Genomic DNA, 17696 nt, shown 5'->3' with positions numbered 1-17696 from the left:
AGTTCGAATAAAAAGAAAGCATTTGTAAATCGTTCCGTTTGCGTCCCTTCATCAACCTATAGAATAAAAATGCTCCATAAGTGGGCAGTTTTTCATTTTTTACTCCGCTAAATCGGTTCAGATCGCACTTTTCATCGTTTCGATAACGTTAAAACTGCCTCTTTAGGAGTAATCATTTCATTTGTGCAGAGTTACATTTTTGAAACGTTATTTCTGTAAGGTTGTTAAAATAAGCAGGGTTTACTGATTTCGGTCAAAACCAATATGGACAGAAGGTGAATACTTTGTTACTTTAGCGATACGAATATGAAATTGGTAAGACCAATTGACTCCGGGCAAAAAGGCGTAAGACAGGGAATATGGCCTACAGCAAAATTCGCCAACCAAAATTATCCGATGTGATTGAGCAGCAGCTGGAGTTTTTGATCCTTGAGGGGACCCTGCGCCCCGGTGAAAAACTACCACCTGAACGCGAACTGGCTAAACAGTTCGACGTTTCCCGTCCCTCGCTGCGTGAGGCGATCCAACGTCTCGAAGCCAAGGGCCTACTGCTTCGTCGCCAGGGTGGCGGAACCTTTGTGCAAAACAGCCTGTGGCAGAGCTTCAGTGACCCGTTAGTGGAGCTGCTCTCCGACCACCCAGAATCCCAGTTCGATCTGCTTGAGACCCGTCACGCGCTTGAAGGCATCGCGGCTTACTACGCGGCGCTGCGCAGCAACGATGAAGATCGTGAACGCATTCGCGAGCTCCATCAGGCCATTGAACGGGCCCAACAGTCCGGCGATCTCGACGCCGAGTCCGACGCCGTCGTCCAGTATCAAATTGCCGTCACTGAAGCAGCCCACAACGTGGTGCTCCTCCATCTGCTACGCTGCATGGAGCCAATGCTTGCCCAGAACGTTCGTCAGAATTTTGAATTGTTGTATGCCCGTCGGGAGATGCTCCCGCTGGTCAGCAACCATCGCACTCGTGTATTCGAGGCGATAATGGCCGGGGAGCCGGAGCAGGCGCGTGAAGCGTCGCACCGTCACCTGGCTTTCATTGAGGAAATCTTGCTGGACCGCAGCCGTGAGCAGAGTCGTCGAGAACGTTCACTGCGCCGCATACAGCAACGAAAGGATTAAGCGCCAGTTTTTTAGAGCGCGGCAACTAAACGCAGAACCTGTCTTATTGTGTTTTCTGACGAAAATACAATGGGACAGGTTCCAGACAAATCAACGTATTAGATAGATAAGGAATACCCCCATGTCAGAACGTCTCCAAAATGACGTGGATCCGATCGAAACTCGCGACTGGCAACAGGCGATCGAATCGGTCATCCGTGAAGAAGGTGTTGAGCGCGCTCAGTATCTGATTGAACAGATGCTTTCTGAAGCCCGCAAAGGTGGCGTGAAAGTAGCTGCAGGTGCAGGGGCTAACAACTACGTAAACACGATTGCCGTCGAAGACGAACCGGAATACCCGGGCAATCTGGATCTGGAACGCCGCATCCGTTCTGCAATTCGCTGGAACGCCATCATGACCGTTCTGCGCGCGTCCAAAAAAGATCTGGAGCTGGGCGGCCACATGGCTTCCTTCCAGTCTTCTGCAACCGTTTATGAAGTGTGCTTCAACCACTTCTTCCGCGCGCGCACCGAGAAAGACGGCGGCGACCTGGTGTACTTCCAGGGCCACATCTCTCCGGGCGTGTACGCACGTGCGTTCCTGGAAGGTCGTCTGACTGAAGAGCAGATGAACAACTTCCGTCAGGAAGTTCACGGTAAAGGCCTCTCTTCTTATCCGCACCCGAAACTGATGCCAGAATTCTGGCAGTTCCCGACCGTCTCCATGGGTCTGGGTCCAATCGGTGCGATCTACCAGGCTAAGTTCCTGAAATATCTGGAACACCGTGGTTTGAAAGACACCTCCCAGCAGACCGTTTACGCCTTCCTGGGCGACGGCGAGATGGATGAGCCAGAATCTAAAGGTGCGATCACCATCGCTACCCGTGAGAAGCTGGACAACCTGTGCTTCATCATCAACTGTAACCTGCAGCGTCTGGATGGTCCGGTAACCGGCAACGGCAAGATCATCAACGAACTGGAAGGCATCTTCGCAGGTGCTGGCTGGAACGTGATTAAAGTCATGTGGGGCGGTCGTTGGGATGAGCTGCTGCGTAAAGACACCAGCGGTAAACTGCTCCAGCTGATGCAGGAAACCGTTGACGGCGACTACCAGACCTTCAAATCCAAAGACGGTGCCTACGTACGTGAGCACTTCTTCGGTAAATACCCTGAGACTGCGGCCCTGGTTGCTGACTGGACTGACGATCAGATCTGGGCCCTGAACCGTGGTGGTCACGATCCGAAGAAAGTCTACGCTGCACTGAAAAAAGCGCAGGACACCAAAGGCAAAGCAACTGTAATCCTGGCTCATACCGTTAAAGGTTATGGCATGGGTGATACTGCCGAAGGTAAAAACATCGCGCACCAGGTGAAGAAAATGAACATGGACGGCGTGCGTTATATCCGCGACCGTTTCAACGTTCCAGTGACCGACGAGCAGGTTGAAAACCTCTCCTACATCACCTTCCCGGAAGGTTCTGAAGAGCACACCTATCTGCACGCGCAGCGTCAGAAACTGAACGGCTACCTGCCGTCCCGTCAGGTGAACTTCACTGAGAAACTGGAACTGCCAGCGCTGGAAGACTTCTCTCAGCTGCTGGAAGAGCAGAACAAAGAGATCTCCACCACTATCGCCTTCGTGCGTGCCCTGAACGTGATGCTGAAGAACAAGTCGATCAAAGATCGTCTGGTTCCAATCATCGCTGACGAAGCGCGTACCTTTGGTATGGAAGGTCTGTTCCGTCAGATCGGTATCTACAGCCCGAACGGTCAGCAGTACACCCCGCAGGACCGCGAGCAGGTTGCATACTATAAAGAAGACGAGAAAGGCCAGATTCTGCAGGAAGGTATTAACGAGCTGGGTGCGGGCGCATCCTGGCTGGCTGCTGCGACCTCTTACAGCACCAACAACCTGCCGATGATCCCGTTCTACATCTACTACTCCATGTTCGGTTTCCAGCGTATCGGTGACCTGTGCTGGCAGGCTGGCGACCAACAGGCTCGTGGCTTCCTGGTAGGTGGTACTTCCGGTCGTACGACCCTGAACGGTGAAGGTCTGCAGCACGAAGATGGTCACAGCCACATTCAGTCTCTGACTATCCCTAACTGTATCTCTTACGACCCGTCTTACGCGTACGAAGTGGCAGTCATCATGCATGATGGCCTGACCCGTATGTACGGTGAAGCGCAAGAGAACATTTACTACTACATCACCACTCTGAACGAAAACTACCACATGCCGGCGATGCCGGAAGGTGCCGAGGAAGGTATCCGTAAAGGTATCTACAAACTCGAAACCGTTGCTGGTAGCAAAGGTAAAGTTCAGCTGTTGGGCTCCGGCTCTATCCTGCGTCACGTTCGTGAAGCAGCGCAGATCCTGGCAAACGACTACGGCGTAGGTTCTGACGTTTACAGCGTGACCTCCTTCACCGAACTGGCACGTGATGGCCAGGATTGTGAGCGCTGGAACATGCTGCACCCGCTGGAAACTCCACGCGTTCCGTACATCGCTCAGGTGATGAACGACGCGCCAGCGGTCGCTTCTACTGACTATATGAAACTGTTCGCTGAGCAGGTTCGTACTTACGTACCAGCTGATGATTATCGCGTTCTGGGTACTGACGGCTTCGGTCGTTCTGACAGCCGCGAAAACCTGCGTCACCACTTCGAAGTTGATGCTTCTTACGTGGTTGTAGCAGCACTGGGCGAACTGGCTAAACGTGGCGAAATCGATAAGAAAGTGGTTGCAGACGCAATTACCAAATTCAACATCGATGCAGAAAAAGTTAACCCGCGTCTGGCGTAAGAGGTAAAAGAATAATGGCTATCGAAATCAATGTACCGGACATCGGGGCTGATGAAGTTGAAATCACCGAGATCCTGGTCAAAGTAGGCGACAAGGTTGAAGCTGAACAGTCGCTGATCACCGTAGAAGGCGACAAAGCCTCTATGGAAGTCCCGTCTCCTCAGGCTGGCATCGTTAAAGAGATCAAAGTCTCTGTTGGCGATAAAACCGAGACTGGCAAACTGATCATGATTTTCGATTCCGCCGACGGTGCAGCAGCAGCTGCACCTGCGCAGGAAGAGAAGAAAGAAGCCGCTCCGGCCGCCGCTGCTCCAGCAGCTGCCGCGGCAGCGAAAGAAGTGAACGTGCCTGATATCGGCGGTGACGAAGTTGAAGTTACCGAGATCCTGGTCAAAGTGGGCGACACCGTTGCCGCTGAACAGTCTCTGATCACCGTTGAAGGCGACAAAGCCTCTATGGAAGTTCCGGCGCCGTTCGCAGGTACCGTTAAAGAGATCAAGATCAACACCGGTGACAAAGTGTCTACTGGCTCCCTGATCATGGTCTTCGAAGTGGCAGGTGCAGCACCTGCTGCCGCGCCAGCTCAGGCTGCTGCTCCGGCACAGGCTGCTGCTCCAGCTGCGGCTGGCGGTGCGAAAGACGTTAACGTTCCGGACATCGGCGGCGACGAAGTTGAAGTGACCGAAGTGATGGTTAAAGTGGGCGACAAAGTTGCTGCTGAACAGTCACTGATCACCGTTGAAGGCGACAAGGCTTCTATGGAAGTCCCTGCGCCATTCGCCGGTACCGTTAAAGAGATCAAAATCAGTACCGGCGACAAAGTCTCTACCGGCTCGCTGATCATGGTCTTCGAAGTGGAAGGCGCTGCGCCTGCTGCGGCCCCTGCGGCTGCCGCTCCGGCACCTGCTGCTGCACCGGCTCAGGCAGCTAAACCTGCCGCTGCCCCTGCTGCGAAAGCAGAAGGCAAATCTGAGTTCGCTGAAAACGACGCTTACGTCCACGCGACTCCGCTGATTCGTCGCCTGGCGCGCGAATTCGGTGTGAACCTGGCGAAAGTGAAAGGCACCGGTCGTAAAGGCCGTATCCTGCGCGAAGACGTTCAGGCTTACGTGAAAGACGCGGTTAAGCGTGCTGAAGCGGCACCTGCTGCTGCCACCGGTGGCGGTATCCCGGGCATGCTGCCATGGCCGAAAGTCGACTTCAGCAAGTTTGGTGAAATCGAAGAAGTGGAACTGGGCCGCATCCAGAAGATCTCTGGTGCCAACCTGAGCCGTAACTGGGTGATGATCCCGCACGTTACGCACTTCGACAAAACCGATATCACCGATCTGGAAGCGTTCCGTAAACAGCAGAACGCCGAAGCTGAGAAGCGTAAACTGGACGTGAAATTCACCCCGGTTGTCTTCATCATGAAAGCCGTTGCCGCTGCTCTGGAGCAGATGCCACGTTTCAACAGCTCCCTGTCCGAAGATGGCCAGAAGCTGACGCTGAAGAAATACATCAACATCGGTGTTGCGGTTGATACGCCAAATGGTCTGGTTGTTCCGGTCTTTAAAGACGTGAACAAGAAGAGCATCACTGAGCTGTCCCGCGAACTGACCGAGATCTCCAAGAAAGCGCGTGACGGTAAGCTGACGGCTGGCGAAATGCAGGGCGGTTGCTTCACCATCTCCAGCATCGGCGGCCTGGGTACTACCCACTTCGCGCCGATTGTGAACGCGCCGGAAGTGGCGATCCTCGGTGTCTCCAAGTCTGCGATGGAGCCAGTGTGGAACGGGAAAGAGTTTATGCCGCGTCTGATGATGCCGATTTCTCTCTCCTTCGACCACCGCGTGATCGACGGTGCTGATGGTGCCCGCTTCATTACCATCATCAACAACACCCTGAGCGACATTCGCCGCCTGGTGATGTAATCGAAAAGCCGGCCTGACGGCCGGCTTTTTTCTGGTAATCTCATGCAGTTGGTGAGCTTATTGGCGAAAGCAAAAATTCGTGAGCCGTTTGTTGTTTCAAAATTGTTAACAATTTTGTAAAATACGAGCGGATAGAACGACCCGGTGGACGACGGGTATAAATTAAGAGGTCATGATGAGCACAGAAATCAAAACTCAGGTCGTAGTACTTGGGGCAGGCCCGGCAGGTTATTCCGCAGCATTCCGTGCCGCGGATTTAGGTCTGGAAACCGTCATCGTAGAACGTTACAACACCCTCGGTGGTGTTTGTCTGAACGTCGGCTGTATCCCTTCTAAAGCGCTGCTGCACGTTGCAAAAGTTATCGAAGAAGCCAAAGCGCTGGCCGATCACGGTATCGTCTTCGGCGAGCCGAAAACCGATATCGACAAGATTCGTACCTGGAAAGAGAAAGTTATCACTCAACTGACCGGTGGTCTGGCTGGCATGGCCAAAGGCCGTAAAGTGAAAGTGGTTAACGGTCTGGGTAAATTTACCGGGGCAAATACCCTGGAAGTGGAAGGCGAAAACGGCAAAACCGTGATCAACTTCGACAACGCGATCATCGCGGCGGGCTCCCGTCCGATCGAACTGCCGTTCATTCCACATGAAGATCCACGCGTGTGGGACTCCACCGATGCGCTGGAACTGAAAGAAGTACCAAAACGCCTGCTGGTTATGGGTGGCGGTATCATCGGTCTGGAAATGGGTACCGTGTACCATGCGCTGGGTTCAGAGATTGACGTGGTTGAAATGTTCGACCAGGTTATCCCGGCTGCTGACAAAGACATCGTTAAAGTCTTCACCAAACGCATCAGCAAGAAGTTCAACCTGATGCTGGAAACCAAAGTGACTGCCGTTGAAGCGAAAGAAGACGGTATTTACGTTTCCATGGAAGGCAAAAAAGCCCCTGCAGAAGCGCAGCGTTACGACGCCGTGCTGGTGGCCATCGGCCGTGTGCCGAACGGTAAAAACCTGGATGCAGGTGCAGCGGGCGTGGAAGTTGACGACCGTGGCTTCATCCGCGTTGACAAGCAGCTGCGCACCAACGTGCCGCACATCTTTGCTATCGGCGATATCGTCGGTCAGCCAATGCTGGCACACAAAGGTGTTCACGAAGGTCACGTTGCCGCAGAAGTTATCGCCGGCATGAAGCACTACTTCGATCCGAAAGTGATCCCATCTATCGCCTACACCGAGCCAGAAGTTGCCTGGGTTGGTCTGACCGAGAAAGAAGCGAAAGAGAAAGGCATCAGCTATGAAACCGCCACCTTCCCGTGGGCTGCTTCTGGCCGTGCTATCGCTTCCGATTGCGCAGATGGCGTAACCAAACTGATCTTCGACAAAGAGACTCACCGTGTGATCGGTGGTGCGATTGTCGGCACCAACGGCGGCGAGCTGCTGGGTGAGATCGGTCTGGCGATCGAAATGGGCTGTGACGCTGAAGACATCGCCCTGACCATCCACGCTCACCCGACTCTGCACGAGTCTGTTGGCCTGGCGGCAGAAGTGTTCGAAGGCAGCATCACCGACCTGCCGAACGCGAAAGCGAAGAAGAAGTAATTTTCTTCCGGCAATAAAAAAGCGGCTCATGAGCCGCTTTTTTTTATCCTGCAAAAACCTACTGCGCCACACGTTGCCAGCGATCGCCCGGGTTAAACGCCGCCAGCGCTTTGGCTTCCTCCGCCGACGTCTCACCCAGATTGGCCTGCCACACCCGGTCATCCCCGTTGATCATAAAGCTCATCACCCCGGTTTCACCGTAACTCACTGGCCAGGCAATCATCGCAAAGCCTGATTTGCTGTCCGGCAGGATACGGAAATGGTAGCCGTGGTAGCCCTGACCCGGCTCTTTCGGGCTGAAGGCCGGGCCGAGCGGGCTGGGGGCTTCACCGGGTTTCACCGGCCAGTAGAGACCATCTTTTTTACCCTCGCTGCTGACAATTTTCTGCGCATACTGGTTGGCGAGGGCGTAATAGCTCTCCTGCGCATCGACGTAGGCGTGCAGCGCCTCGATAGCGGCCAGCTCGTTGCGGCCCACTTCACGGTTGAGGATCTCCTCTTTGGCCTCCTGCATGTCGAACTGCCACCCCTCGGCGCGTTTCACCACCGGGATCGGCAGCTGCCAGTGGTACTCACCCACAGTGAGCCAGGCCATGTCGCCGTCGATCACCGTGTGATGGTTCACCTGCCAGTCACGCTTAAAACGATCCACCGCTTCCGGGTCAACGCCATCGGCCGGTAAGAAGGTGCGCCAGTCTTCGCCGAGCAGGTTGCCCATTTCCTTGTCGTTCTGCTCGTTGATGGCTTTCGCCAGCGCATCAGTCGCCTGTTCGGGCGTGCTGAAATGTTGTTGGGCAAAGACGCCGGTCGATACCATGAACAACATCATTGCGCTGAGTAATTTACTTTTCATTGTCGTCTCCCTTAACGATGACGAAATTCGCGGTGTTCACCGCCGCCCCGGCGTTCAGACATCTGCTCTCTGCCGCCGCTGCGTTGTTCCAGATGGCGGGCCGACTGCTGACGGCTCTGCATCCCACGCTGCTGTTGGACCTGCCAGCTGGCCGAGCGGCTGTCGTTGCCGCTGAGGGCGTTGGCCCGCTGATGCGTTTGCGTGGCTCGCTGCCGGGTCTGCTCGGTGCGCTGCTGCGGTTGTGCCTTGCGGGCGGTTTCCGGGCGGGTCGCGGTGCGTTGGGGGTTATTTTCCCGTTTGGTGGTTTTCGGGCGCTCGTTGTCGTATCCCCGATAGTTATTGCGCTGGGAGATCTGCTTCAGTTGCTGGCTTGCCGCCCGGCGCTGGGCGTCGCGGTTGACGGTCCCTTGCGGCGTAGTGAGGCTGGTGGCGTAGGGTACGCCCCCGCGATAGGCCGGATTATGCTGCCAGCCGCGGTTAGCATCCAGTCGTTCACCGCTGATCTTATTGAAGTTATCCACGTTGATATTGATGTTGTTATCACCGTTACGCGAATAGCCGCCGTGGTGATCCCCGTTATGGTGGTCATGATCCCAGTCATCATCGTCATCCCAGTCGATATTGCTGAAGATGGCGTAGGTCGTGGCCACCCCGAGGCTGAAGCCCAGCCCTTTCACCAGGCTGTCGGTGAACTGTTCCCCCGGAGGTGGCGGCAGATAGACCGGCGGATAACTGGTATTAGGCCAGGTACCATAAACCGTGCTGGGGTTGTAGGTCGGGACATACACCACCTGCGGATCGGCGGATTCAATCTTGATCACCGTTGGGGCAGGGGCTGACGTTGAGGTTGAGTTCGAAGTGGAGACTTTTGGCGGTTCGGTTTTCGCCACCGTGGTCACCGTCTGCTGCGGCGTGGACTGCAGCGCGCCGGTTTGCTGCGCCAGCAGGCGCAAGCGCTGGACGGAGTCCATCACATCCTTCGGCTGGGCGAGAAACGCATCCCCGAGATTCTGCACCCACGGTGGGTTTTCCCCCATCAGCGACATCAGCTGCGGGAAGGCGACCAGCGATTTCACGCTCGGATCCCAGGGCTGCCCCGCGGCCGCCTGAACTGCCGCATCTCCCTGCATCTTCGGATTGTCCCGCGACCACTGGGCCGCCTGGATCACGTTCGCCGGGTAGGTGGCGGCCATCAACACTTGCGACAGTAGTGCGTCCGGGTAGAGAGCAATCGGAGCGACCCACTGATCGATTTGCGCTGCGGTGTAGGCCACCGGCAGCTGGGGCACAGCCACCGGGGCGGTTTGAGTTACCGGAGCGGGCTGTACGGTTGGCGGAGGCTGAGTGATGGTTTCCGGTGCGCGGCTATTCACGTAGACAACGCCAGAGGCGGCTAACAGCCCGGCGCTACACAGGAGAGCAAGCAGATGTGGCTTAAGGGGCAACTTCATAGTAAGACTCCGACGAGAGCGAGGCCGTAAGGCGTTTACGTTGCCGCGAGTATATGCACCCGGGTATTACTTTTTTGACTTAAACAGGGAACCGTTCCGAATGGCCGGAGAAAGAGTGTGAGCGTTTATTACACAGATTATATCCGATGGCGCAAGTTCCGTTGGGGTTTCAAATGGCCGCTCTTGCGAGCGGCCAGCAGCTAGTTGCCGAGGTTAATGACAAACAGCACTGTGATGTCGGATATGCTCCAGCCACCGTGCAGTGCCGTCAGCAGTAAACCGATCACAACGATCAGCGTATAGAACCGCATCTCCATTGCGAGCGTTCCTTTGCAGGCTACGCGGGTTCATTCTTCACCGGGAAAGGCAGAACCAGGCAAATTGGGGTCTTGCCACGTAGGTTACGGAACTGCTCCCGGGCCCGGTGACTGGTTGCTACACCAGCGAAGCAGGCCAACTAAACATTAATGAAATATGATGAAAGAAAGAAGGTAAGAATTACGCATACATGGACTTTCATCCGAAACAGGAAAGCGGTACGCAAAATCTCAATATTGGCTTGCAAGGAAGGGGACCGTGATGCAAAATTCATCTCGTTGGGGTTTTGCCACAAATCTGCTAACCCGGTGTGCTACCACCGCAAGGCAACAAAATAACCGCTTTAGGGCGGTTTTTTTGTGCCTGAAATTCTTCCCGCCTCGCCGCTATACCATGCTTAACGATTCAGCAAACGATTTAATGTTGCTTTTTTGTAAACGGATTAACACTGTCTGAAAATCCTGCTATGCTGCCCGACGCGGTATCGGGCATTTACCCTACAAACTGCTGTCTCACAGGAGCGTGAAGAGAACGCCGGCCGCATATGACAATGAGAGCGAGGAGAACCGTCGTGCTAGAAGAATACCGTAAGCACGTAGCAGAACGTGCCGCCGAGGGGATTGTACCGAAACCCTTAGATGCTACCCAGATGGCTGGGCTCGTCGAGCTGCTGAAGAATCCGCCAAAAGGCGAAGAAGAATTCCTGTTAGATCTGTTGATCAACCGTGTACCGCCAGGCGTCGATGAAGCCGCCTACGTCAAAGCCGGTTTCCTTGCTGCAATTGCCAAAGGCGAAGCAACCTCCCCACTGGTTACCCCTGAAAAAGCGATTGAACTGCTCGGCACCATGCAGGGCGGTTATAATATTCATCCGCTGATTGATGCGCTGGACAGCGCCACGCTGGCACCGATTGCCGCTAAAGCCCTGTCCCACACTCTGCTGATGTTCGATAACTTCTACGACGTAGAAGAGAAAGCGAAAGCGGGCAATGGCTACGCGAAGCAGGTCATGCAGGCCTGGGCTGATGCCGAATGGTTCCTGAACCGTCCTCAGCTTGCGGAAAAAATGACCGTCACCGTCTTCAAGGTGACTGGCGAAACCAATACCGATGACCTCTCTCCGGCGCCGGATGCCTGGTCACGCCCGGATATCCCGCTGCACGCCCTGGCGATGCTGAAAAACGCCCGCGAAGGCATTGAACCGGATCAGCCGGGTGCCGTCGGTCCAATCAAGCAGATTGAGGCGTTAGCGCAAAAAGGCTTCCCGCTGGCGTACGTCGGTGACGTGGTCGGGACGGGTTCTTCGCGTAAATCCGCAACCAACTCCGTGCTGTGGTTCATGGGGGATGACATTCCTCACGTGCCGAACAAGCGCGGCGGCGGCCTGTGCCTCGGCGGCAAAATTGCCCCTATCTTCTTCAACACCATGGAAGATGCTGGCGCCCTGCCGATTGAAGTGGACGTGAACAACCTGAACATGGGCGACGTGATTGACGTGTACCCGTTCAAAGGCGAAGTGCGTAACCACGAAACCAACGAACTGCTGGCGACCTTCGAACTGAAAACCGACGTACTGATCGACGAAGTGCGCGCCGGTGGCCGTATCCCGCTGATCATCGGTCGTGGCCTGACCACCAAAGCGCGTGAAGCGCTGGGTCTGACGCACAGCGACGTATTCCGTCAGGCGAAAGACGTCGCCGAAAGCGACCGGGGTTACTCTCTGGCGCAGAAAATGGTTGGTCGCGCATGCGGCGTAGCCGGTATCCGTCCGGGTGCCTACTGCGAGCCGAAGATGACCTCCGTGGGCTCTCAGGACACCACCGGTCCTATGACCCGTGACGAACTGAAAGACCTGGCGTGCCTGGGCTTCTCCTCTGACCTGGTGATGCAGTCCTTCTGTCACACAGCGGCCTATCCAAAGCCGGTTGACGTCACCACGCACCACACCCTGCCAGACTTCATCATGAACCGTGGCGGTGTCTCTCTGCGTCCGGGCGATGGCGTCATCCACTCCTGGCTGAACCGTATGCTGCTGCCGGATACCGTCGGTACCGGTGGTGACTCCCACACCCGTTTCCCGATTGGCATCTCTTTCCCGGCGGGTTCTGGTCTGGTGGCCTTTGCCGCTGCGACCGGCGTGATGCCGCTGGACATGCCGGAATCTGTTCTGGTGCGTTTCAAAGGCAAAATGCAGCCGGGCATTACCCTGCGTGACCTCGTACATGCGATCCCGCTGTACGCGATCAAACAGGGCCTGCTGACCGTTGAGAAGAAGGGCAAGAAGAACATCTTCTCTGGCCGCATCCTTGAGATCGAAGGTCTGCCGGATCTGAAAGTGGAGCAGGCGTTCGAACTGACCGATGCCTCCGCTGAACGTTCTGCTGCGGGCTGTACCATCAAGCTGAACCAGGCGCCAATCGAAGAGTACCTGACCTCCAACATCGTGCTGCTGAAGTGGATGATTGCTGAAGGCTACGGCGACCGTCGTACTCTGGAGCGTCGTATTCAGGGCATGGAGAAATGGCTGGCGGATCCACAGCTGCTGGAAGCCGATGCTGACGCAGAATACGCGGCAGTGATCGACATCGATCTGGCGGACATCAAAGAGCCAATCCTGTGTGCGCCGAACGATCCGGATGACGCGCGTCCTCTGTCTGACGTTCAGGGCGAACAGATTGACGAAGTGTTTATCGGTTCGTGCATGACTAACATTGGTCACTTCCGTGCTGCCGGTAAACTGCTGGATACCCATAAAGGCCAGCTGCCGACTCGCCTGTGGGTGGCTCCGCCAACCCGTATGGACGCGGCCCAGCTGACGGAAGAAGGTTACTACAGCATATTTGGTAAGAGCGGGGCGCGTATCGAAATCCCTGGCTGTTCCCTGTGTATGGGTAACCAGGCGCGCGTGGCTGACGGTGCGACGGTTGTCTCTACTTCTACCCGTAACTTCCCGAACCGTTTAGGTACCGGTGCAAACGTCTACCTGGCCTCTGCGGAGCTGGCGGCGGTTGCGGCGCTGATTGGCAAACTGCCAACGCCGGAAGAGTACCAGACCTTCGTGGCCCAGGTAGATAAGACCGCGGTGGATACCTATCGCTATCTGAACTTCGACCAGCTCTCTCAGTACACCGAGAAGGCTGACGGGGTTATCTTCCAGACGGCGGTATAAACACCCTGAGTCGCCCGGTGGCGCTACGCTTACCGGGCCTACAAAACCCATCGCAACCGCGGTGGGTTTTTTATTTTCATTCCTTCCACGCGTTCCGCTTTTTTTCTGTCTCGCTGCTGCGATAATTACTGCAAGGGCTTTGCAGAGGAAAATACTATGGATTACGAATTTCTGCGTGATATCACCGGCGTGGTGAAAGTGCGCATGTCGATGGGCCACGAAGTGGTCGGTCACTGGTTCAATGAGGAAGTGAAAGAGAACCTGAGCCTGCTCGATGAAGTGGAACAGGCTGCGCGCACGGTAAAAGGCAGTGAACGATCCTGGCAACGCACCGGGCATGAATACACGCTGTGGATGGACGGCGAAGAGGTCATGGTTCGCGCCAATCAGCTGGAGTTTTCCGGCGACGAGATGGAAGAGGGGATGAACTACTACGATGAAGAGAGCCTGTCGCTGTGCGGCGTGGAGGATTTTCTGCAGGTGGTGGCGGCCTACCGTGATTTCATGAAACAGAAGTAAGATCCGGAGCCTCCCTGCTCCGGACGCACCTTATACGGCCGTAATGTTGCGGCCGTAGTAAATTTCGCGCATCTCTTTCCACAGCAGGTCAGTAATGACCTTCCGCTCATCTTCGCTTAAATCTTCCGGCCGGGTATGGAACATGTAGTGCTTCAGGTCGAACTCCTTCAGCAGCATCTTGGTATGGAAGATATTTTCCTGATACACGTTCACATCCATCATGTCGTACAGCGCTTTCATGTCCTCAGACATAAAGCTCTGAATCGAGTTAATTTCATGATCGATAAAGTGCTTCATGCCGTTGATATCACGGGTAAAGCCGCGCACGCGGTAATCAATGGTCACGATGTCGGATTCAAGCTGATGAATCAGGTAGTTCAGCGCATTGAGAGGGGAAATCACCCCGCAGGTCGACACTTCAATATCGGCGCGGAAAGTACATAAGCCGCCTTCCGGATGACTCTCCGGGTAGGTATGGACGCAGATATGGCTCTTATCGAGATGGGCCACCACCGCTTCCGGCAGCGGGCCGGGGTGCTCGGTAGGGTCGATAAGCGTCGGATCCACCGGCTCTTCGCTGACCAGAATGGTGACGCTGGCGCCCTGAGGTTCATAATCCTGACGGGCGATGTTCAGGATATTGGCACCGATGATGGAGCAGGTTTCTGACAGGATCTCGGTCAGTCGGTTGGCGTTATAGAGTTCATCGATATAGGCGATATAACCATCGCGCTCTTCCGCCGTTTTGACATAGCAGATATCGTAAATACAAAAACTCAGGCTTTTGGTCAGGTTGTTAAAGCCATGCAGTTTTAGCTTTTTCAATTCATTCACCCCCTCAGAGCATCCTGCAAATATTGCGGCAAGGCAAAGGCTGCGGTATGGACGGCCGGATTGTAATAACGGCAGGTCAGATTCGCGTGCTGGAAGCGCGCCTGAATGATGCCGGTAGAGAGATGACGCAGGGCTTCATTGTCCGTCGCCCAGGCAAAGGTCATCACGCCGCCGTAGTAGGTCGGGATCGCCGCCTGATAGAAGCTGACGTCGGCAAAGTAGTGGCTCAGCTTACGGTGGCTGTCGAGGGCTTCATCCTGCTGCAGGAAGCAGACACCGTTCTGGGCGACGAAGACCCCGCCAGGGTTCAGGCAGCGTTTGCAGCCTTCATAGAACGCCGAGGTAAACAGACTCTCGCCGGGCCCAATCGGATCGGTGCAATCGGAGATGATCGCATCGAAGGTCTGCGTCGTCTGGTTAACAAAATTGACGCCGTCGTCGATCACCAACGTAAAGCGCGGATCGTCGTAACTTCCGGCATTGTGATTGGGCAGATACTGGCGACAGAAAGAGACCACGCCAGCGTCGATCTCGACCATGGTGATACTTTCAACGTTTTTGTGGCGGGACACTTCGCGCAGCATCGCGCCGTCGCCGCCGCCGATGATCAGCACATGCTTCGCATTGCCGTGGGCCAGCAGCGGGACGTGAGTCATCATCTCGTGATAAATGAATTCATCACGCTCGGTGGTCTGCACCACGCCATCCAGCGCCATCACCCGGCCAAAGGCCGCGTTTTCGAAAATGATCAGATCCTGATGATCGGTTTTCTCATGATAGAGCACGTTATCAATGGCAAAGTACTGTCCAAACTGGTCATGCAGCGTTTCATGCCACATTTTCTTTTCGGCCATGGGATGATACCTCCTTTGTTAACACCCGGTTAAAACGGGCGAAACATCATAGCTAACAATGACCGTGGTTGCACGGTCATCCATTCAGCAATCGGGCATCGGGAGGGGAGTTACTTAACGTAGGCGAGCAGGCTCAGCGAGTCGCGAGCCAGGGCTTTACATTTTTTTGCCGTGGGAATGCCGATGCCGCTGAGATCGCGGTAGCTGTCTTCACCGAGGGTTTTCATATCGAAACTGTCGTAGTTGCTCAGATCCCACTGGTTCTGTTGAGCAAAGAAGACCAGCGCGCGACGAATCTGACCGTTAGGTAAATTCTGGTAGCCACAGTCGTTTTTCAGAAATACAAACACCGCCGTTAAATCCGCCATGTCTTCGGCTTCATTTTCACTCAGCGCATAGCTATTTGCGCAACTAATCATCAGGGTGCTGAACAGGATTGTTCGGAAAAACGTCTTCATTGCTTCTACCAATACGTCACGGAAATTCAACGTTAGCACACTTCCCGCCGGTGCGACGATCTTTATTATTGCTGCGCTTCTTGACCTTCCGGCAAGGGGAGGGTTTATGCTCATGGCATCGAATGCTGCGAATAAGGAGATGAACATGCAACGCCGTGATTTTTTAAAATATTCTGCCGCACTGGGTGTCGCCAGTGCCTTACCGCTGTGGAGCCGCGCTGCTTTTGCGGCCGAGCGTCCCGTCCTGCCGATCCCCAATTTGCTCACACCCGACGCGCGTAATCAGGTGAAGCTGGTGGTGGAGGCGGGCAAAACCGCCTTTGGACCGCACAACGCCACCACCTGGGGCTACAACGGCAATCTGCTGGGCCCGACCATTCAGCTACGCAAGGGAAAAGCGCTGACCGTTAATATCCACAACACCCTCAATGAAGAGACCACCGTCCACTGGCATGGTCTGGAGGTACCGGGCGAGGTGGACGGCGGCCCGCACGGCATCATTAAACCCGGTGGCCAGCGGACAGTGACCTTTACCCCGGATCAGCGGGCGGCCACCTGCTGGTTCCATCCCCATCAGCACGGCAAAACCGGGCATCAGGTGGCGATGGGGCTCGCCGGGCTGGTACTGATTGAGGATGATGAAAGTCGCCTGCTGCGCCTGCCTAAGCAATGGGGCATCGACGATGTGCCGGTGATCGTGCAGGACAAAAAATTTACCGCCGACGGACAGATTGATTATCAGCTGGATGTGATGAGCGCCGCGGTGGGCTGGTTTGGCGATACGCTGCTGACCAACGGCGCTATTTACCCGCAGCACAATGCCCCGAAAGGCTGGCTGCGCCTGCGTCTGCTCAACGGCTGTAACGCCCGCTCGCTTAACTTTGCCGCCAGCGATAAGCGCCCGCTGTACGTGGTCGCCAGTGACGGCGGTCTGCTGGCTGAGCCGGTGAAAGTGACCGAGCTGCCGATGCTGATGGGCGAGCGTTTTGAGGTGCTAGTGGATATCAGCGACGGCAAGCCATTTGATCTGGTGACCCTGCCGGTCAGCCAGATGGGGATGGCGGTGGCACCGTTTGATAAGCCGCAGCCGGTGTTGCGCATTCAGCCGCTGCTGGTGACCGCATCGGGCACATTGCCGGATACGCTGACCACCCTGCCGGCGCTGCCGTCACTGGAGGGGCTGACCCAGCGCAAACTGCAGCTGTCGATGGATCCGATGCTCGACATGATGGGTATGCAGGCCTTAATGAAGAAGTACGGCCATCAGGCCATGGCGGGTATGGATCATGGCCAGATGGATCACGGCAAGATGGGCGGGATGGATCACAGCATGCATGGATTTGATTTCCGTAACGGTAATCGCATCAACGGTAAAGCCTTCGATATGCACACGCCGCAGTTCGCCGCCGCGAAAGGGCAGTATGAGCGCTGGACGATCTCAGGCGAGGGGGACATGATGCTGCATCCGTTCCATATTCACGGCACCCAGTTCCGCATCTTGTCAGAAAACGGTAAAGCGCCAGCGGTGCATCGCGCGGGCTGGAAGGATACGGTACGCGTTGAGGGTGGGGTGAGTGAGGTGTTAGTGAAGTTCGATCACGACGCGCCGAAAGAGTATGCCTATATGGCGCACTGCCATCTGTTAGAGCATGAAGATACGGGGATGATGCTCGGCTTCACGGTATAAAAAAGCCGGGTGGCGGCTATGAACTGCACCCAAAATGTTGGACACGATCTGACATCTGAGGGTGCAGTTTATGAAACATTCTTCTGCTGTAAAACTTGCGGCCGTACGTCACTATCTTGCCGGAAAGGCCG

The 17696-nt window shown here is 55.4% G+C and carries 12 protein-coding genes; 7 read left to right on the top strand and 5 right to left on the bottom strand.

What is annotated here, in order from left to right; genetic code table 11:
- Nucleotides 1-359: 359 nt before the first annotated feature.
- The 4 genes from pdhR (at nt 360) to lpdA (ending at nt 7422) form a co-directional block, all read left to right on the top strand.
- Nucleotides 360-1124 carry a pyruvate dehydrogenase complex transcriptional repressor PdhR gene (pdhR, locus tag M8318_RS05425; protein WP_103947083.1) on the top strand — a complete coding sequence of 255 codons (765 nt, stop codon included), beginning with the start codon at nt 360-362 and terminating at the stop codon, nt 1122-1124.
- Nucleotides 1125-1245: 121 nt separating this feature from the next.
- Complete coding sequence (aceE, locus tag M8318_RS05420; RefSeq protein ID WP_225759570.1) at nt 1246-3909, top strand: pyruvate dehydrogenase (acetyl-transferring), homodimeric type; 2664 nt, start codon at nt 1246-1248, stop codon at nt 3907-3909.
- A gap of 14 nt (nt 3910-3923) precedes the next feature.
- Nucleotides 3924-5822 carry a pyruvate dehydrogenase complex dihydrolipoyllysine-residue acetyltransferase gene (gene aceF, locus M8318_RS05415; RefSeq protein ID WP_262661259.1) on the top strand — a complete coding sequence of 633 codons (1899 nt, stop codon included), beginning with the start codon at nt 3924-3926 and terminating at the stop codon, nt 5820-5822.
- Between the two features lie 175 nt (nt 5823-5997).
- Nucleotides 5998-7422: a dihydrolipoyl dehydrogenase gene (gene lpdA, locus M8318_RS05410; RefSeq protein ID WP_262661258.1), complete on the top strand. Its 1425-nt coding sequence runs from the start codon at nt 5998-6000 to the stop codon at nt 7420-7422.
- Between the two features lie 58 nt (nt 7423-7480).
- Here lpdA and M8318_RS05405 read toward each other — a convergent pair whose 3' ends face one another.
- Together M8318_RS05405 and M8318_RS05400 are read right to left on the bottom strand one after the other, a co-directional pair.
- Complete coding sequence (locus tag M8318_RS05405; RefSeq protein WP_262661257.1) at nt 7481-8275, bottom strand: DUF2950 domain-containing protein; 795 nt, start codon at nt 8273-8275, stop codon at nt 7481-7483.
- Nucleotides 8276-8286: 11 nt separating this feature from the next.
- Entirely contained in the window at nt 8287-9726 is a 1440-nt protein-coding gene (locus M8318_RS05400; RefSeq protein ID WP_262661256.1) for a DUF3300 domain-containing protein, read from the bottom strand.
- Between the two features lie 889 nt (nt 9727-10615).
- Here M8318_RS05400 and acnB point away from each other — a divergent pair.
- The gene (acnB, locus tag M8318_RS05395; RefSeq protein WP_262661255.1) at nt 10616-13213 is read left to right on the top strand and encodes a bifunctional aconitate hydratase 2/2-methylisocitrate dehydratase; all 2598 of its coding nucleotides are present in this window, start codon (nt 10616-10618) and stop codon (nt 13211-13213) included.
- Between the two features lie 156 nt (nt 13214-13369).
- Nucleotides 13370-13732 (top strand): protein YacL, encoded by a 363-nt coding sequence (gene yacL / locus M8318_RS05390; RefSeq protein ID WP_106994266.1) that lies wholly within the window; start codon nt 13370-13372, stop codon nt 13730-13732.
- Between the two features lie 30 nt (nt 13733-13762).
- Here the strand turns inward: yacL and speD are convergent, their stop codons facing one another.
- The 3 genes from speD to M8318_RS05375 form a co-directional block, all read right to left on the bottom strand.
- Nucleotides 13763-14557, bottom strand: a complete 795-nt coding sequence (gene speD, locus M8318_RS05385; RefSeq protein ID WP_106994329.1) for an adenosylmethionine decarboxylase — start codon at nt 14555-14557, stop codon at nt 13763-13765.
- A 5-nt stretch (nt 14558-14562) separates the two neighbouring features.
- Nucleotides 14563-15420 carry a polyamine aminopropyltransferase gene (gene speE, locus M8318_RS05380; RefSeq protein WP_262661254.1) on the bottom strand — a complete coding sequence of 286 codons (858 nt, stop codon included), beginning with the start codon at nt 15418-15420 and terminating at the stop codon, nt 14563-14565.
- A gap of 110 nt (nt 15421-15530) precedes the next feature.
- On the bottom strand, nt 15531-15878 hold the full coding sequence (locus M8318_RS05375; RefSeq protein WP_103178301.1) for a YacC family pilotin-like protein: 348 nt from the start codon (nt 15876-15878) through the stop codon (nt 15531-15533).
- A gap of 145 nt (nt 15879-16023) precedes the next feature.
- Here M8318_RS05375 and cueO point away from each other — a divergent pair, with 145 nt between their 5' ends.
- Nucleotides 16024-17565, top strand: coding sequence for a multicopper oxidase CueO (gene cueO / locus M8318_RS05370; protein WP_262661253.1), 1542 nt, complete (start codon nt 16024-16026; stop codon nt 17563-17565).
- Nucleotides 17566-17696 lie beyond the last annotated feature (131 nt).

This window comes from Leclercia tamurae, assembly GCF_025566055.1.
Taxonomy (GTDB): Bacteria; Pseudomonadota; Gammaproteobacteria; order Enterobacterales; family Enterobacteriaceae; genus Enterobacter; species Enterobacter tamurae.
Note: the sequence above shows the minus strand (reverse complement) of the source record. Positions and strands in the feature narration are given on the sequence as shown.